Origin of the sequence: Rhizobium sp. Leaf306, from assembly GCF_001423425.1 — a bacterium.
GTDB lineage: Bacteria > Pseudomonadota > Alphaproteobacteria > Rhizobiales > Rhizobiaceae > Neorhizobium > Neorhizobium soli.
On sequence record NZ_LMNX01000002.1, the window covers coordinates 843,912 to 860,214 of the forward strand.

The following is a 16,303-nucleotide window of genomic DNA, read 5'->3' on the forward strand; positions in this document are numbered from 1 at the left end:
TGAGACAGAGATAATCAAGGAGAAATACCATGGCCGAGATCAAGGATCCCGAAAACACCCTCATCATGGAAACCACCAAGGGCAAGGTCGTCATCTCGCTCCTGCCGGATCTGGCACCTGAGCATGTTGCGCGCATCAAGGAACTTGCCCGCGAGACGGCCTATGACGGCGTTGTTTTCCACCGCGTCATTCCCGATTTCATGGCGCAGACCGGCGACGTCAAGTTCGGCAAGCAGGGCGGAGCGGACTTCAACCCTTCGCGCGCCGGCATGGGCGGCTCCGATAAGCCGGACCTGAAGGCTGAATTCTCGGCCGTATCGCATATCCGCGGCACATGCTCGATGGCCCGTTCGCAGAGCCCGAACTCCGCCAACTCGCAGTTCTTCATCTGCTTTACCGACGCTCCTTGGCTGAACAAGCAGTACACGGTCTGGGGCCAGGTCATCGAAGGCATGGACATCATCGACCTGATCAAGAAGGGCGAGCCGGTCAAGGATCCGGACTCGATCGTTTCCGTCCGCGTCGCCGCAGACGTCTGATCTAAACCGCAATCTCTGGCCCGCTCCGTCTTCTCGACGGGGCGGGCCTTGCCTATTCTGGAAGCTCTAACATCATGCGTGTCGATCTTTTCGATTTCGATCTGCCCGAGGAAAACATTGCGCTGCGGCCGGCAAACCCGCGCGACAGCGCCCGGCTGCTTGTCGTCGACGCAAGCGCCGATCCTGTCCTTTCCGACCAGCGGGTCAGCGATCTGGTGGAATTCCTGAAACCGGGCGACGCGCTGGTCTTCAACGACACGAAAGTCATTCCCGCGCAGCTCGAAGGCGTCCGCCATCGTGAGGGCGCCGGCGGTCAGCAGGTTTCCGCGACGCTGCACATGCGCACCGAGCCGGATGTCTGGAAGGCCTTTGCCAGGCCCGGCAAGCGGATCAAGATCGGCGATCGGATCGAGTTTGGGCATTCCGGTGACAATACCTGCCTGTCCGGGTCGCTTGTCGCGACGGTCGAGGAGAAGGGTGAGGGCGGCGAGGTGACGCTGCGCTTTGATCTTTCCGGTCCGGCACTCGACGAAGCGATCCTGTCGGTCGGCCATATTCCGCTGCCGCCCTATATCGCCGCCAAGCGGCCTGAGGATGCGCAGGACGCCAAGGATTACCAGACGATCTACGCCCGCGAGCAGGGAGCGGTCGCAGCGCCAACTGCAGGGCTGCATTTCACGCCCGACCTGTTTGCCAGGCTGGACGCGGCGGGCGTCGAGCGGCATTTCGTGACGCTGCATGTGGGGGCCGGAACGTTTCTGCCGATGAAGGTGGACGATACCGAAGACCACAAGATGCATCAGGAAATCGGTTACGTGAGTGCCGAGACCGCACAGCATCTCAACGCCGTCAGGGCGAGGGGCGGGCGCATCGTCTGCGTCGGTACGACCTCGCTGCGACTGATCGAAAGTGCGGCGGCCGACGACGGCACGATACTGCCATGGAGCGGTGCGACCGGCATCTTCATCACGCCCGGCTATCGGTTCAAGGCAGTCGACATGCTGATGACCAATTTCCACCTGCCGAAATCGACGCTGTTCATGCTGGTCTCGGCTTTTTGCGGCCTGGAGACCATGCGCGCAGCCTACGACCATGCGATCTCTTCCGGCTACCGCTTTTACTCCTACGGCGACTCAAGCCTGCTTTTCAGGAACGACCGATGACCACCGAAAATTTCCAGTTTACCCTGAAGGCTACGGACGGCGGCGCCCGTCTCGGCGAAGTCTCCATGCCGCGCGGAACGATCCGCACGCCGGCCTTCATGCCGGTCGGCACCGTCGGGACCGTCAAGGCGATGTATCTCGATCAGGTGCGCGAAACGGGCGCCGATATCATTCTTGGCAATACCTATCACCTGATGCTGCGGCCGGGCGCTGAGCGGGTCGCGCGGCTCGGCGGGCTGCACAAGCTGATCCGCTGGGATCATCCGATCCTCACCGATTCGGGTGGCTTTCAGGTCATGTCGCTTTCGGCGCTCCGAAAGCTCGACGAGAAGGGCGTGACCTTCAAGAGCCATATCGACGGATCCAAGCACCATATGTCGCCGGAGCGTTCGATCGAAATCCAGGGCCTGCTTGGCTCGGATATCCAGATGCAGCTCGACGAATGCGTGGCGCTTCCGGCCAAGGCCAAGGAAATCGAGCGCGCGATGGAATTGTCGCTTCGCTGGGCAGAGCGCTGCCGGGTGGCCTTCGGGGAGCAGCCGGGCAAGGCCATGTTCGGCATCGTCCAGGGTGGTGACATTCCGGTGCTCCGCGTGCGGTCTGCCGAAGGGCTGAAACAGCTCGACCTCAAGGGTTATGCGGTGGGCGGGCTTGCTGTCGGCGAGCCGCAGGACGTGATGCTGCGCATGCTGGAGGAGACGCTTCCGGTTCTGCCATCGGAAAAGCCGCGCTATCTGATGGGCGTCGGCACGCCTGACGATATCCTGAAATCTGTGGCGCGCGGTATCGACATGTTCGACTGCGTGATGCCGACGCGGGCCGGCCGTCACGGTCTCGCCTTCACCCGTCGTGGCAAGGTGAACCTTCGCAACGCACGCCATGCCGAGGATATGCGACCGCTCGACGAGGAGTCCGGCTGCCCGGCCACGCGCGACTATTCCCGCGCCTATCTGCACCATCTGATCCGCGCAGACGAATCGCTGGGCGGGATGCTGCTGTCGTGGAACAACCTCAATTACTATCAGGATCTGATGAAGGGCATTCGCGAGGCGATCGCCAACGGTCGTTTCGAGGATTTCTGTGCAGAAACCCAGGCGGAATGGGCCAAGGGCGATATCGACCCGGTCTAAGGATGTTCCGGCGGGCAGGGGTGGGTGCCCCTCCCGACCATATTTTGGCTAGATGCCCTGGCTGGCCGTGTTGCGGATCATGCGGACGCCGTTGACCTTGTAGGATCCGTCGTCCATCAGCCGCATGTCGTAGATTGCGGTCCAATCCTTGCCTTCCTTCGCAGTGATCATCACTTCCTGCAGCACGACTTCACCGCCGCCCACCAGTTTCGAGCGACCGAAGGCATAGGTTCCGGCCTGATAGACAGCCTCATAGTTGTCGCGGACCATGGCGAAGAAGACTGTCTTGTCGGGATAGAGGCTGCGGATCCCCGGAGAGGCCAGAGAGTAGGCCTTGTCCGCGTCGTCGTTGATCAGGGCGGAGATCTGAGCGGAGATGACAGCGCGGGCATCCGCCACGGGATCTTCTGCGTGGACGAGGCCTGCAGGTGACAGGAAGAGGAATGCGGCAAGAGAGGCTATTCGAAAGCGCATCTGACATTCTCCAGCATCGGCTTCCATAAAGTTTAGCGCATACTCTCCAAAGGGAAAGGTGGCGTTGCGGATATTTTCAGCATCACCGCGATCTGCCCAGTCGGACGGCAAACCATAACGCAGGGCAGGGTCCCACGTTCATGTCTTGTCGTCGTCAAAGTCGCGGTGCACCAGTGTGTCTGATGTGATTGCTTCGGAATTCCGTAATGACCCTACTAGCGCCGGCTCTGCTCTATTTCAGCAATGCTCTTCTGTTCGTTTCCCTGTTCACGCGGCTTCCAGCCATTCAGGAATCAATGGGAATCGACAAGTCAGTGCTCGGGATGGCGCTGCTCAGCGCACCGGTCGGCACGTTTCTTGCGCTGCCTCTGGCGGGGAGGATCACCGACAGGCTCACACCTCGGATGACCGCAGTCATCACCTTGCCGATTGTAGCACTTCTGAGCCCGATCGTGGCGGCCGCGCCGTTGCCTCTCTTCGTCTTCGGTTTTTTCCTGTTCGGCTTCTTTCGCACGATCTTCGACGTGTCCGCCAACATGATCTCCGCCGGTATCGAGCAGCGGACCGGCACGAAGGTTCTGGCGAGAAGCCACGGTTTCTGGTCGGTCGGGCTGTTGTTCGGGTCGCTTGCGTCCGGGTTCCTCGCAGCGCAGGGCGTATCGCCCTTTGTGCAGCAGAGCGTGGCGTCTCTCCTTGTCCTCGTAGCCTGCTTTGCCGTCTTCCGGGTGACGGCCGCCGACCCGGCGCCGGCGGCACGGACAACGAAAAGAAAATCCGCATACGTCATGCCAGACAAGACCATTATTCTCATCTGCATCATGGTGTTCGGGCTCTGCATCGTGGAAGGCGCGGTCTACGACTGGGCGATCTTCTTTCTGCGCGAGGAAATGGGGGCCGATCCCGCGATGGCTGGCGTCCTCTATGCCGTCTTCACCGTTGGCATGGGACTGACGCGGCTGTCGGGCGACAAGCTGCGGGAAGTCGCAGGGCCGATCTCGTTGATCCGGGCCTCCGCTATCGCCGTCGCGTTCGGTATCGTGCTGCTGGTCACAGCCGCAAACCTCGTCGTTGCCGGCGTGGCGCTGTTTCTAGTCGGCTGCGGGATAGCGCTGGCTTTTCCCCTGGCGGTCTCGACCACGATCGCCCGCGGCAAGGGACAGCCCTCCGACAATCTCGCCGCCCTCGCTCTGACGTTGATGCTCTCGACCATCGGCGTGCCGCCGCTTCTGGGATTCATTGCAGAGCATGTGAGCCTGGTTGCCACGTTCGTCGTTCTTCTGCCGACCGTTCTCATCAGCTTCCTGATGGCGCCGGTGGCTGACGGACGCCGGCCGTTTCGTCTCAGGCGTTGACTGCTTGCATGTGGAAAACCGGTCGGTTTTGGGGCAGGGGCAAGACTTGCCGGGCGTTGGCCCCTAATTGGCCACATGAATGGATAATGGCTTGAGCCGACTGGACTTCGTCGCTACGACTGGATTGGCATTTTCTGATATGACTTTCCGAAAACAGGTGGCACTGTGATCGATCCCTATGAAATTCTTGGTGTTTCGCGCGAGGCGGATGTGACAGCGATCAAGCTTGCCTACCGCAAACGGGTGAAATCCGCTCATCCCGATACCGGCGGCGATGCGGAAACGTTCGGGCAGCTGAAGGCATCCTTCGAGCTCCTGAACGACCCGATCCGCAGAAAAGTCTATGACGACACCGGCTACGATCCCGAGCTTGCCGACAAGAAGGATCTGCAGGGTCTGGTCATCCTGGAAATGCTCGTCAACGAGATGATCCTCGACGAGCGTGAGCCTGGCAGTTTTGATCCGGTTTCCTCGATGCGGCGCAAGCTCACCGACCGGATCGTCAATGCGCGCTTCCACATTCTCGAGATGGAGCGCCACCGCGCCCGCATCCGCAATCACATCAACCGGATCGGCCGCAAGCCCGAAACCGATGTTCTCGGTCGCATGCTGAAATCACGCTGCGAGACGATTGCCGATGCGATCAGCAAAGCGGATTCCGAGATCCAGACCATCGAGCAGGCCTATGGCATGCTGGACGGATACAGTTACGAGATCGAAATCGTCGAGGTGAAGGACGCAGCCGAATAGGCCGCGGACCCGCACGCGGCCATCGGACGATCGTTTCGCCAAGACCAAACTACACGGACCATTTCATGACACTTGCCATCCGAGACGCCACCCGTGCCGATGCCGGAACGCTCCTGTCTTTCATCCGCGAACTCGCGATCTTCGAAAAGGCCGAGCATGAGGTTGCGGCGACCGTCGAGACGATCGAGACATCGATGTTCGGCCCGGCCTCAGTCACGCGTGGTCTGATCTGCGAACGCGATGGCAAACCGGTCGGCATGGCCATCTGGTTCTTCAATTATTCGACATGGCAGGCACAGAACGGGCTCTACCTCGAAGATCTCTACGTGACGCCGAACGCTCGCGGGCTCGGGGCCGGGAAGGCGCTGTTGCGGCATCTCGCGAAGATCGCTGTCGAGAACGGTTGCGGACGGTTCGAGTGGAGCGTGCTCGACTGGAACGAACCGGCGATCGGTGTCTACGATGCGATCGGTGCCGAACCGCAGAAGGAGTGGATCCGCTACCGGATGGCGGGTGGCAAGCTCAGGGACTTTGCTGACGGCTAGGCCGGGTCAGCCCGTTACCGTCGCGCGGTCAAAGGCCAGGTGAGCGCGACGAACGCCATGCCGCCAGCAACCAGAACGAAGGCCACACCCAGACTATAGTGATGGGCGACGAAACCGATGGCGGCCGGACCCATGAGAATTCCGGCGTAGCCGATCGTCGTGATTGCAGCGATCGCATGGCTGGGCGGCATTTGGGTTTGCTTGCCTGCGGCTGTGAACAGCACCGGCACGATATTGGAAGCCCCGAGCCCTACCAGAAGGAAGCCCGCAAACGCCAGGAGCTGGTTGGGAGCCAGGACTGTCAGCAGGAAACCCAGTGCTGCGAGCGTGCCGCCACCGACCACGACTTTCATGCCGCCAAGCGTCTTGACGATCCAGTCGCCTGTCAGCCGACCCACAGTCATCGCGATGGCGAACATCGTGTAGCCAAAGCCTGCCTGAGCCGGATCGACAAGGTGTGCGCCGATGAGGAACAGAGCGCTCCAGTCGAGCACCGCGCCCTCGCCAAGGAAAACCAGAAAGCACAGCAGTCCGATGAAGGCCACGATGCCGCGCGGGATGGTGAACAACGGCGCATCTCCGGTCTCCTGGTTTCCGTAGGGCAGGAGGCCCCGAAAGGATTGCGCCAGCAGGCCAAGCAGAAGCGCACTGAACATCAAGGTCGCGGTCAGGGGTGAAACGCCGGCACCGAGCAGAAGGCTCATACCGCCCGCGCCGACAATGCCGCCAACGCTGAACAGCCCATGGAAGCCGGACATCATGTTGCGGTCGCTGTCCTTCTCGACCATGACCGCCTGAATATTGATCGCGACGTCCACCGAGCCAACGCTTGCCCCGAACAGCGCCAGCGAAATCGCCATGCCGGGAAGCGTATCGGCGACCGCCAACATCGGGAGTACGAGGGCCAGCGCCAGGGTGCTTGCCACGATGACGGCCCGGCATCCGAATCGGCTCGCGAGAATGCCGACCATCGGCATGGCAATGATGGAGCCCAGGCCAAGGCACAGGAGCAGCAGGCCAAGCGTGCCGTCATCCACGCCGATTCGAGCCTTGGCGACAGGAACCAGCGGCGCCCAGGCCGCCATGGCCGAGCCGGCAATGAGAAAGCTGGAGCGCGTGGCCCATTGGTGTCGGCCTCCGGTGCGGGGGCGTCCTTTGAGGATCTGGGCGTTCGGCATCTCGGTAGCTCCTGGATTACAGCGTTGGACCTCGGAAGAGATCGTCGCCGTCCTTGATGGTGCCCTGTTTACAGAATGCGTAAGAATGTGCAAGATCGTGCAGAAACTTTCATGAGGGACCCGGCACGTGCTGACAGAAGAGAGGCTCGACCGCATCCGCGAGCAGTTGACGATCCGCGGCAAGGTCGTGGCGAGCGAACTGGCGACGCAGTTCGACGTTTCCGAAGACACGGTTCGCAGAGACCTGCGCGAACTCGCCAAGCTAGGTTTCTGCCGTCGTGTCTATGGTGGCGCGCTGCTGCCGACGCCGGATTTCGGCACGCTGGCCGCCAGAACGGCATTGGACAAGGATAGAAAGTCGAGCCTTGCACGGGCGGCTGCGAGGCTTGTCGAGGACGGCCAGACCGTGTTCATCGACGCCGGATCCACCAATCTTGCGGTCGCGAACGCGCTCGATCCGAGCCAGACGCTGACGATCATCACGAACGCGCCGGTGATTGCGACGGCGCTGTCAGACCGACCGAACTTTACGGTCATTGTACTCGGCGGTCTGTACGATCAGGCGAAGGGCGCGTGCCTCGGGCCGCAGGCGATACGTGAAGCCATGCAGGTCTATGCGGACATGTTCATCATCGGCGTATGCGGCGTGGACAGCATCGCCGGCGTCACTGCGCTCGATCCGGGCGAGGCCGAACTCAAGCGGACCATGGTGAACCAGAGCAGCATTCTCGTCGTCGCCGCGACGGCCGAGAAGCTCGGCACAGTCGCGCCGTTCAAGGTCGCGGACACGTCGATGATCGATCATCTCATCGTGGAGGATGGCGAATTCGACCGCGGAGACTTCGCGCGGTGCGATGTCCAGGTGCATGTCGCACTAGATGGCGGTTCTCCGTCGACGTGAAGCATGTGGCGGCAACGTCCGCATCTTTCGTAGCTTCGCACGTTCGTCAAACGAGGAATTCAACGACCCATGCGCATCGCCCACACAGCACTTTGGACCCGCGACCTCGACGCCGCTGCCGGGTTTTTCGAGACCTATTTCGGCGCAACGGTGGGAGAACCTTACCACAGCAAGAACAGGGTAGGGTTCACATCGAGGTTCGCCAACCTGCCCGGTGCAGAGGACCAGATCGAGCTCATGTCCGGGCCATGGGTGACGGACGCCACAGAAGAAAGCGTTGGCTGGGACCATATCGCCATTGCCCTGGGGAGCGAGAGTGCAGTCGATGCTTTGGCGGAACGCTGCCGGCTTGCCGGCTGCCTGCGATCAGGACCCAGATGGACCGGTGACGGGTTCTACGAGGCCGTCATCGTGATGCCGGATGGTAGCGCCGTCGAGATCACCGTTTGAACGCGATGCCGACGGCGCGCAAAGTTGTTGCGTTCGGTGATCAATGTTCTGGGTACTGAAGCGTATGGGATGTGATCCGGCGGATCCGGCGCTCGCTCAGGTCAAGACCATGCGCCAGTGACACTACTGTCATCACGCACGATACGGCCTTGGACGAAACTTCGATCCGCCGCAGATCGCGCACGCCATTCACATGCGGGGAGTGTGACAGTCCAGCTTTGCAGCAACATCCAAAGATCAGATAAGATAGATTATGGAACTAGAGGATGTGGCTGGAAGCGCAATACCTTGGCCTTCTCCCTTAGAGCTGCAGATCATCCGCCGTCACATCGACTTCGAACGTCAAGCCGTCATAGGCCGGTTCGACGTTGTCCGGCGTTTCAGCCATGACGCGATCGTAGTCCAGTGGGATATGCATGTGGGTCAGCAGCGCACGCTTTGGCGCCAGATGGCTGATCCAGTCGAGTGCCTGCTCAAGTGACAGATGGCTCGGATGCGTACGGTACTGGAGCGCGTCGACGATGAGCGTATCCAGTCCTGTGAGCTTCGGCACGGTTTCCGGCGGAAAGTCGCTGACATCGCTGCAGTACGCAACTTTGCCGATCCTGAAGCCCAGCGAATGGATATCACCGTGGATCTGCCTGTGCGGCTGGAACCGGATGGCGCCGCCCGGACCGTCTATGACGATCGGTGCGTCCATCGTCTCGATCAGCACCGGCTTGACGATCGGCGGATAGTTGCCACCGGCCGGCGTTTCCAGGCAGTAGCCGAAGCCCTGGCGGATGCGGTCCATCGTCGACGGATCGGCATGGATCGGAATGCGGTGCTTCTGGAGGATGAAATAGCCGCGTAGATCGTCGATGCCGTGCAGATGATCGGCGTGTGGATGGGTGTACAGGACGGCATCGATGCGCTGGACGCTTGCGGCGATCATCTGCTCGCGAAAGTCCGGGCCGGTATCGATCACGACAACAGTTTTGCCGCCATCCGGCGCGATCTGCTCCACCATGAACGAGGCGCGCGTGCGCCGGTTCTTGGGGTTTTCCGGGTCACAATCGCCCCAGTCGCCGTTGAGCCGCGGTACGCCGGGCGAAGACGCGCAGCCGAGAACGGTAAAGCGCCGCCGATATCCGGTGCTCGTTCCGACCCGGGCCGCCATCACCTCAAAGCCTCGGCATCTTGGAAAAGCAGCGGAACGCGTTTTCCGTCGTAATCGCAGCCATGTCCGCGTAGGTCAGGCCGTGAACATCGGCCAGAACCTCTGCGGTGTTGACCACGTAGGATGGTTCGTTGCGTTTTCCTCGCCAGCGTTTTGGCGCCAGATAAGGTGCATCGGTCTCGACCAGCAGCCGGTCCGTCGGCAGCGTTTTGGCGATGGCCCGGATCTCCTCGGATTTCGGGAATGTCAGGATGCCCGAGAAGGATACGTAGCCACCAAGCTCGATACCGGCACGGGCGAGGTCGGGTCCGGCCGAAAAGCAATGCAGAATGAAGGGGAAAGCCCCCTTCCCGCTTTCAGCTGTCAGGATCTCGATCATGTCTTCGTCGGCACTGCGGCTGTGGATCACCAGCGGCAAGCCTGTCTCGCGCGCAGCTTCGATATGTCTGACAAGACCGGTCTTCTGGTCGGCCGGCGTTTGCGTGTCGTAGAAATAATCGAGACCCGCTTCGCCGATCGCGACGATCTTGTCATGCGAATTGGCGAGACGAATGAGGTTTTCCGCCTGGATATCCAGCTCTTCGCTGGCATTGTTGGGATGCGTGCCGACGGAGCAGAATACCGATGGGTATTTGTCCGTGATCGCCAGCAGGCTGTCCAGCTTCCTGACGCGTGTCGAGATCGTCACCATCTGCCGGACACCGGCTTCGTGGGCGCGCTCGATCAGTTCGTCGCGTTCGGAGTCGAAATCCGCAAAATCCAGATGGCAATGGGTATCGATCAGCATGACTTGCCCTATGCCGCGGGCTGCGGCGCAACGTAGCGCGGGAAGACCGGGCTTGGAGCTTCCAGCACCGTGCCGGGTGTCAGGCGGCCAACTTCGCCGAGTGCTGCGAAATCACGCGATCCGGCAGGTGCAGCCACCAGATCGAGAAGCTTTGACGACGAGTCCGGCATGAACGGCTGCAGCAGGATGGCGATCTGGCGAACCACTTCGGCGGCCACGTAAAGGACCGTCTCCATCCGGGCGGGATCAGTTTTCTTCAGAACCCACGGCGCCTGGGCTGCGAAATAGCGGTCGGTTTCGGACACGACGGCTATGATTGCCGCCAGCGCGCGGTGAACGAGTTGCTTTTCCATGTCGTCGCGGCAGATCGGCAGGAGCGCATCGACGGAGGCCAGCATCTGCCGGTCTGCGTCGGTCAATTCGCCGGGTGCCGGGATCTTCGCGTCGCAATTCTTGACGATCATCGACAGCGAGCGGCTGGCAAGATTGCCAATACCGTTTGCGAGATCGGCGTTGATGCGCGTGCCGATCGCGTCTTCGCTGCAGGTGCCGTCCTGGCCGAAGGAGATCTCCCGCAGCAGGTAATAGCGGATCGCATCAAGGCCGAAATGGCCGATCAGTTCGAACGGATCGAGCACGTTGCCGAGCGACTTCGACATTTTCTCGCCGCCCTTGGCCAGAACGAAGCCGTGGGCATAGACGCGCTTGGGCAGCGGCAGACCTGCCGACATCAGGAAGGCTGGCCAATAGACGGCGTGGAAGCGGATGATGTCCTTGCCGATGATATGCGCATCAGCCGGCCAGTATTTCGCCCGTGGACCGTTCGGGTCGTCGAGATAGCCGGTTGCGGTCAGGTAGTTCGTGAGCGCGTCGACCCAGACATACATGACGTGCGCCGGATCGTCGGGAACCTTGATGCCCCAGTCGAATGTGGTGCGGGATACGGAGAGATCGCGCAGACCGGATTTGACGAAGGAGATCACTTCGTTGCGGCGCTCGGCCGGACCGATGAAATCCGGATGATCCTCGTAGTGCTTCAGCAGCTTGTCGCCGTATTCGGACAGCTTGAAGAAGTAGCTGGACTCTTCGACCCACTCGACCGGCGTGCCCTGCGGGCCATAACGGGTGCCGTCACGCAGCTGCGTTTCGTCCTCGGCGTAGTAGGCCTCGTCGCGGACCGAATACCAGCCCGCATAGGTATCCTTGTAGATATCGCCGGCGGCCGACATCCGGTTCCAGATGTCCTTGCTTGCCTGATGGTGGCGCTGTTCCGTCGTGCGGATGAAATCGTCGTTCGAGGCGTTGAGCAGCTTGCCCATTTCCCGGAACTGCTCGGTATTGCGCTCGGCCAGCTCTCCCGGCGAAATGCCTTCGTTGCGGGCCGTCTGCTGCATCTTCTGGCCGTGCTCGTCGGTGCCCGTCAGGAAGAAGACGTCCTTGCCGTCGAGGCGCTGGAAGCGCGCCATCGCATCCGTCGCGATCAGTTCGTAGGCATGGCCGATATGCGGCTTGCCGTTCGGATAGGAGATCGCTGTGGTGATGTAGAAAGGTGTCTTGTTCGGCATGGGCTGTACTCGGACAGATGTTAAGTCACGCCGCTCTTAGCGCATGTTGCAGACAAGCGAAACCCAAACTTCCTGCCATGTTCCCGATCGACGATCAGGCGAGCCTGGCGGTCTCGAGAATGGACATCAGCGTCTGTTTGCGATCGAGGTTATAGGCCTGGGCGATCTTCAACTTTTCGGTCATGTCGGAAACAAGCTTCGCCCTGCGGTCCGCGGTGGCGAGATCGCCTGACAATGCGGCCTCCCTCGCCCGCTTGACGAGATGGTCCGACAGATGCTCGAGAAAGAAACCGAAGATGACGTCGCTGTCCTTGCCGGAGAGAACGTCGGCGAGCCGGTGCATGGCTTTGCGTGCGGCCGGTCCATCCGCCGAGACGGCATCGTCGAATGCCAAGATGATATCGGCGCCGCCGTAATTCAAAAGTTTCAGGGCCTGAGCGACGCTTCCCTTGGATTGCGACAGCACCATTTCCTCGGTCTTGCCGCCATCGAGTGGGCTGCCGAGGGCTGCGAGCGCGCTTGCAAGATCGGCATCACTGAGCGGTGACAGCCTGAGAGGCTGGCATCTGGACCGGATGGTCGGCAAGAGCCGTCCGGGGGCATGCGAGAGAACCAGGAAAAGCGCACGCCGCGGCGGTTCTTCGAGGATCTTGAGGATCGCGTTGGCTGCATTGCGGTTGAGGTCGTCGGCCGCATCGATAATGACGATGCGCCAGTTTCCGGTTCCGGATGTCTGGGAAAAGAAGTGCCCGGCCCTGCGCACTTCGTCGACGGTGATGGCCGTCTTCATCTTTCCGGTCTTCTCGTCCACCGGTCGAGACAGATGCAGGAGATTATGCGAGGCGCCTGAGGCGATCTGGCGGCTGACGGCGCTGTCTGGATCGGGATCGGCGATGTGATCGGGCGCGCTTTCCGGTTCCGGATGGGAGAGGACATGATTGGCGAAACGGAAGGCCAGCGTCGCCTTGCCGATCCCTTCCGGCCCCTCGATCAGGATGGCGTGATGGCCCTTGCCCGTTTTGTAGCTGGCACTCAGAAAATCCTCCGCCGCACGATGGCCGAACAGGTGCGGATTTCTGGCGGGCGAAATGGCGCCGTCCAGAATATGCGGATCCTGGTCGCTCATTCCGATGAACCCGTGACGCCGGCCTGATCAGCGCCGAGGCTCAAAGCCATGGGCTCGATCAGCGCTGCGATCTCCTTGGCGATGATCTCCTCATCGCGGTCGGCATCGATAACGTGACAGCGGCCGGAATCGGCGGCAGCAATTGCTAGATAAGCTTGGCGGCGCGTTTCGTGGGTCTCGATCTCTTCCCGCTCGAAACGGTCGGGGGCTTCGTCCGGCGCACGTTTGCGGGCACGGCCAAGGCCGATTTCTGCGGGCAGATCGAGGATCACGGTACAATCCGGTTTGACGCCGTCGATCGCGACACGCTGCAAGGCCTCGATAAGATCGGACTCCAGATTGCCGGTGGCGCCCTGGTAGACGCGGGAGGAATCGATGAAGCGGTCGCAGAGAACGATTGCGCCGCTTGCGAGCGCCGGCCGGATGACCTCCTCGACGTGGTCGTTGCGGGCAGCCGCAAACAGGATCGCTTCGAGCCTAGTCCCGAACTCCTGCGCTGCACCCGAAAGCAGGACGTGGCGAACCGCTTCGGCGCCCGGCGAACCGCCAGGCTCGCGCGTCATCAGAACGTCGTAACCACGCCTGCGCAGAAGATCGGCAAGCCTGCGGATCTGGGTGGATTTCCCCGCCCCTTCCCCGCCTTCGAATGTCACGAATAGCCCGGATTGTTGTGTCACACCTAGTCCCGTATTGCGCCTGTCGATCGGTTCATAGCCCATATTGGCGCGTCACGGAACATGTCAAAGCCAGAACAACATCAGTTCCAGAACCGCGTCCGTCGCCTTGTTGAAGAGTGTCCCGTCTTCGATGGCATCCGCCGTCATCAGCGGCACTTCCCGGACCAGCCGATCTCCGGACGAGATCCTGAGAACGCCGATTTCCTGTCCTTTCGTGACAGGTGCACGGAGCGGCCAGCGGTAGACGATCTGGCCCGAAAGGCGATCGGGGCTATTGGTCGGCAGGTAGAGATCGACCGGCTCCTGCGCGACGAGATCGACGTGGCGGCTGGTGCCGCCATAGACGCTTGCCTGGCCGATCACCTCGCCTTGCGCGAAGATCACCTTGGTCTGAAACGAGGAGAGCCCCCACTCCATCACCCGGCGCGCCTCTTCCACCCGTTCCTTGTCACTGGCAAGCCCCCCCATGGCGAGGAAAAGCCGCGTTCCTTCGCGCTGTGCCGAAGCGACGAACGAGAAACCTGCGCCTTCCGCATAGCCGGCTCCAAGCCCGTCTATGCCGAGATTTAGAGCAAGCAGCGGGTTTTTGTTGCGCTGAAAGATCTTGTTCCAGGTGAAGTCCGGCTGGGCATAGAGCGGGTAGTATTGCGGATATGTCTTTTGAAGGTGCCGCGCGAGTTCCACCATGTCACGGGTGGTGGTCCGGCTTTCGGCAGACGGTAGGCCCGTCGAATTGCCGAATGCAGAGCGCGTAAGCCCCAGATCCTTGGCGCGCGCGTTCATGCGCGTCGCGAATTCGGCCTCGGAGCGGGACAGTCCTTCTGCCAGAATGATGCAGGCGTCGTTGGCATTCTGGATGATCACGCCCCGGATCAGGTCGTCGACCTTCATCTGCGATTTTAGAGCCGCAAACATGGTCGTAGTGCCGGAAGGCGCGCCACCGGTGCGCCAGGCGAACTCGGTTACGGGATAGCTGGTTTCGGGCGTGATCTCGCCGCGCTGGAGCGCGCTGAACACCACTTCCATGGTCATGAGCTTGGCGAGCGAGGCAGCAGGAAGAGACTGGTTTTCGTTTGCCGAAAGCAGCACCGTGCCGGTCTTTTCCTCGACCATATAGACCTGTCTGGCCTTGGTCGCGAAGGCTGGTGCGGCGTCCTGCGCAGACACGGTCTGTGTCGCGGAAAAGGCTGCCGTGACGCACAGGCAGGCCGAAAACAGAAAGCGTCGCATCATGCCCCCAGAAACGTTTCGACCTATGCCTACAGCATCGATCCGCGAACAGGAATCAATTTTCGGAGATAGGATGTTTTGTGGAAGACAGCGCGAACAACGCGCTGCCGATCGGGACGTCAGACGCGTCGCCTCAGGGTCGGGCCGTGCCGGGCCGCTTAGTCCTGCAGCAGGACGTTGCCGAACATGACCTGCTGCTTGTGGCCCTTAGGCGGCTCGACATAGGCAGTTTCGGAGGTCCAGGCCTGCTGTGCCCGGTTTGCGACCGGGCGGATCTGCTGTTCTGCCCGCGCCGGAGCGACTGGCTGAACGTAACGCTGCTGGCTTGCAACCTGCTGCTGAGCCGGGGCTGCGATCGCCTTCTGGGTCGGAGCCTGAACTGGTGCCGGCTTTGGCGCAACTGCCGCGACCTGTCGCTGCGGTGCTTGAGCACGAACAGTCTCAGCCGTCGAACGCTCGACCGGGCGCGGCGACGCCGCATACTGCTCGGCCTGTTGGAAGCCCCTCTTCGAGGATGCGTTGCTCTGCGCACGGCTCGGATAGGCGGCAGGCGTCGGTACGGACGAACCGAAGCTCTGCATCTGGTCACGCAATGGTTGGTTCGACGCGACCATCACGCCGCTTGAACTCTGACCGCCACCCGGATTGAAGGACGGCAGTCGATCGCCCTTGCGGATGTAGGACGCCATCAGGAACGGTGTATCCTCACCATCCATACGAGCGCGGCCGACATACTGGACATTGACCTTGGCAGTGCCCGAACGCTTCATATCGAGGAGCTCGGCTGTCTTGCTGGACACGTCGAGGATGCGGCCGGCGTGATACGGGCCGCGGTCGTTGACGCGCACGATGACCGACGAGCCATTTTCGACATTGGTGACGCGGGCATAGCTCGGCAGCGGAAACGTCGGATGGGCTGCCGTGAGGCTGGCAGAATCATAGACCTCGCCATTGGCGGTATAACGGCCATGGAAGGCCGAACCATACCACGATGCGAGACCACTCTTGTTATACTGCGGATCTTCCTTGGGAACGTAGGTCTTGCCCCTCACCTGGTAAGGCTGGCCGACCATAAAGCGACCGCCGCCTTTCGGTACCGGCTGTCCGTCCTTGACGACGCGAGGACTGGCTTTGACGCCATACTCCTTCTCGGAGAAGTATTCCTTGCTGCGCACCTGCTTCTGCGCAGGTTCAGGCGTCGGCTTTGTCGTGGCACAGGATGCCATCGCCGCGAAAACCACCGTCATGCCAAGCCACTTCGCACTTAGCGAAACAAT

The 16,303-nt window shown here is 61.3% G+C and carries 17 protein-coding genes; 8 read left to right on the plus strand and 9 right to left on the minus strand.

The genetic code is table 11. The annotated features are described in order from the left end of the window. The first annotated feature begins 29 nt into the window (after window positions 1-29). The 3 genes from ASG19_RS11765 (at window position 30) to tgt (ending at window position 2,832) form a co-directional block, all read left to right on the plus strand. Window positions 30-539, plus strand: coding sequence for a peptidylprolyl isomerase (locus ASG19_RS11765; RefSeq protein ID WP_062456851.1), 510 nt, complete (start codon window positions 30-32; stop codon window positions 537-539). A gap of 74 nt (window positions 540-613) precedes the next feature. Continuing rightward, complete coding sequence (gene queA / locus ASG19_RS11770) at window positions 614-1,702, plus strand: tRNA preQ1(34) S-adenosylmethionine ribosyltransferase-isomerase QueA (protein ID WP_062456854.1); 1,089 nt, start codon at window positions 614-616, stop codon at window positions 1,700-1,702. Next, window positions 1,699-2,832, plus strand: a complete 1,134-nt coding sequence (gene tgt, locus ASG19_RS11775) for a tRNA guanosine(34) transglycosylase Tgt (RefSeq protein ID WP_062456857.1) — start codon at window positions 1,699-1,701, stop codon at window positions 2,830-2,832. Before queA ends, tgt begins: the two co-directional genes overlap by 4 nt. 48 nt (window positions 2,833-2,880) lie before the next feature. On the opposite strand, the gene ASG19_RS11780 is transcribed toward tgt, so the two are convergent. Further along, window positions 2,881-3,306 carry a DUF4864 domain-containing protein gene (locus tag ASG19_RS11780; RefSeq protein ID WP_062456860.1) on the minus strand — a complete coding sequence of 142 codons (426 nt, stop codon included), beginning with the start codon at window positions 3,304-3,306 and terminating at the stop codon, window positions 2,881-2,883. A gap of 206 nt (window positions 3,307-3,512) precedes the next feature. Between ASG19_RS11780 and ASG19_RS11785 the strand changes: the two genes are divergently transcribed. The 3 genes from ASG19_RS11785 to ASG19_RS11795 all read left to right on the plus strand — a co-directional run bounded on the left by ASG19_RS11785 (window position 3,513) and on the right by ASG19_RS11795 (window position 5,953). Beyond that, window positions 3,513-4,658: an MFS transporter gene (locus tag ASG19_RS11785; protein ID WP_062456863.1), complete on the plus strand. Its 1,146-nt coding sequence runs from the start codon at window positions 3,513-3,515 to the stop codon at window positions 4,656-4,658. Window positions 4,659-4,823: 165 nt separating this feature from the next. Continuing rightward, window positions 4,824-5,408 (plus strand): DnaJ domain-containing protein, encoded by a 585-nt coding sequence (locus tag ASG19_RS11790; protein WP_062456866.1) that lies wholly within the window; start codon window positions 4,824-4,826, stop codon window positions 5,406-5,408. Window positions 5,409-5,473: 65 nt separating this feature from the next. Then, window positions 5,474-5,953: a GNAT family N-acetyltransferase gene (locus tag ASG19_RS11795; RefSeq protein ID WP_062456869.1), complete on the plus strand. Its 480-nt coding sequence runs from the start codon at window positions 5,474-5,476 to the stop codon at window positions 5,951-5,953. 14 nt (window positions 5,954-5,967) lie between these two features. Here ASG19_RS11795 and ASG19_RS11800 read toward each other — a convergent pair whose 3' ends face one another. Then, entirely contained in the window at window positions 5,968-7,131 is a 1,164-nt protein-coding gene (locus tag ASG19_RS11800; protein ID WP_062456872.1) for an MFS transporter, read from the minus strand. A gap of 127 nt (window positions 7,132-7,258) precedes the next feature. On the opposite strand from ASG19_RS11800, the gene ASG19_RS11805 reads away from it, so the two are divergent. Then, window positions 7,259-8,032: a DeoR/GlpR family DNA-binding transcription regulator gene (locus ASG19_RS11805; RefSeq protein ID WP_062456875.1), complete on the plus strand. Its 774-nt coding sequence runs from the start codon at window positions 7,259-7,261 to the stop codon at window positions 8,030-8,032. A gap of 69 nt (window positions 8,033-8,101) precedes the next feature. After that, a complete protein-coding gene (locus ASG19_RS11810; protein ID WP_062456878.1) occupies window positions 8,102-8,482 on the plus strand; it encodes a glyoxalase/bleomycin resistance/extradiol dioxygenase family protein in 381 nt (126 codons plus the stop codon). A gap of 301 nt (window positions 8,483-8,783) precedes the next feature. On the opposite strand, the gene ASG19_RS11815 is transcribed toward ASG19_RS11810, so the two are convergent. From ASG19_RS11815 to ASG19_RS11845, 7 genes are all read right to left on the minus strand, one after another. Further along, the gene (locus ASG19_RS11815) at window positions 8,784-9,641 is read right to left on the minus strand and encodes an MBL fold metallo-hydrolase (RefSeq protein WP_062456881.1); all 858 of its coding nucleotides are present in this window, start codon (window positions 9,639-9,641) and stop codon (window positions 8,784-8,786) included. Between the two features lie 4 nt (window positions 9,642-9,645). After that, window positions 9,646-10,428 (minus strand): TatD family hydrolase, encoded by a 783-nt coding sequence (locus ASG19_RS11820; RefSeq protein ID WP_062456884.1) that lies wholly within the window; start codon window positions 10,426-10,428, stop codon window positions 9,646-9,648. 8 nt (window positions 10,429-10,436) lie between these two features. Continuing rightward, the gene (gene metG / locus ASG19_RS11825) at window positions 10,437-11,993 is read right to left on the minus strand and encodes a methionine--tRNA ligase (RefSeq protein ID WP_062456886.1); all 1,557 of its coding nucleotides are present in this window, start codon (window positions 11,991-11,993) and stop codon (window positions 10,437-10,439) included. A 94-nt stretch (window positions 11,994-12,087) separates the two neighbouring features. Continuing rightward, window positions 12,088-13,119 carry a DNA polymerase III subunit delta' gene (locus tag ASG19_RS11830; RefSeq protein ID WP_062456889.1) on the minus strand — a complete coding sequence of 344 codons (1,032 nt, stop codon included), beginning with the start codon at window positions 13,117-13,119 and terminating at the stop codon, window positions 12,088-12,090. Then, on the minus strand, window positions 13,116-13,796 hold the full coding sequence (gene tmk / locus ASG19_RS11835) for a dTMP kinase (RefSeq protein ID WP_092662587.1): 681 nt from the start codon (window positions 13,794-13,796) through the stop codon (window positions 13,116-13,118). The genes ASG19_RS11830 and tmk overlap by 4 nt, the downstream gene beginning before the upstream one ends. 63 nt (window positions 13,797-13,859) lie before the next feature. Beyond that, window positions 13,860-15,026 carry a D-alanyl-D-alanine carboxypeptidase family protein gene (locus ASG19_RS11840; protein WP_113165254.1) on the minus strand — a complete coding sequence of 389 codons (1,167 nt, stop codon included), beginning with the start codon at window positions 15,024-15,026 and terminating at the stop codon, window positions 13,860-13,862. Between the two features lie 158 nt (window positions 15,027-15,184). Further along, entirely contained in the window at window positions 15,185-16,273 is a 1,089-nt protein-coding gene (locus ASG19_RS11845) for a septal ring lytic transglycosylase RlpA family protein (RefSeq protein WP_062456898.1), read from the minus strand. Window positions 16,274-16,303: the final 30 nt, after the last annotated feature.

Bases quoted from the DNA above. Each gene is read 5' to 3' on its own strand.
- ASG19_RS11765 (WP_062456851.1), top strand. From the start codon at position 30: ATGGCCGAGATCAAGGATCCCGAAAACACCCTCATCATGGAAACCACC.
- queA (WP_062456854.1), top strand. From the start codon at position 614: ATGCGTGTCGATCTTTTCGATTTCGATCTGCCCGAGGAAAACATTGCG.
- tgt (WP_062456857.1), top strand. From the start codon at position 1,699: ATGACCACCGAAAATTTCCAGTTTACCCTGAAGGCTACGGACGGCGGC.
- ASG19_RS11780 (WP_062456860.1), bottom strand. From the start codon at position 3,306: ATGCGCTTTCGAATAGCCTCTCTTGCCGCATTCCTCTTCCTGTCACCT.
- ASG19_RS11785 (WP_062456863.1), top strand. From the start codon at position 3,513: ATGACCCTACTAGCGCCGGCTCTGCTCTATTTCAGCAATGCTCTTCTG.
- ASG19_RS11795 (WP_062456869.1), top strand. From the start codon at position 5,474: ATGACACTTGCCATCCGAGACGCCACCCGTGCCGATGCCGGAACGCTC.
- ASG19_RS11800 (WP_062456872.1), bottom strand. From the start codon at position 7,131: ATGCCGAACGCCCAGATCCTCAAAGGACGCCCCCGCACCGGAGGCCGA.
- ASG19_RS11810 (WP_062456878.1), top strand. From the start codon at position 8,102: ATGCGCATCGCCCACACAGCACTTTGGACCCGCGACCTCGACGCCGCT.
- ASG19_RS11815 (WP_062456881.1), bottom strand. From the start codon at position 9,641: ATGGCGGCCCGGGTCGGAACGAGCACCGGATATCGGCGGCGCTTTACC.
- ASG19_RS11820 (WP_062456884.1), bottom strand. From the start codon at position 10,428: ATGCTGATCGATACCCATTGCCATCTGGATTTTGCGGATTTCGACTCC.
- metG (WP_062456886.1), bottom strand. From the start codon at position 11,993: ATGCCGAACAAGACACCTTTCTACATCACCACAGCGATCTCCTATCCG.
- ASG19_RS11830 (WP_062456889.1), bottom strand. From the start codon at position 13,119: ATGAGCGACCAGGATCCGCATATTCTGGACGGCGCCATTTCGCCCGCC.
- ASG19_RS11840 (WP_113165254.1), bottom strand. From the start codon at position 15,026: ATGCGACGCTTTCTGTTTTCGGCCTGCCTGTGCGTCACGGCAGCCTTT.
- ASG19_RS11845 (WP_062456898.1), bottom strand. From the start codon at position 16,273: ATGACGGTGGTTTTCGCGGCGATGGCATCCTGTGCCACGACAAAGCCG.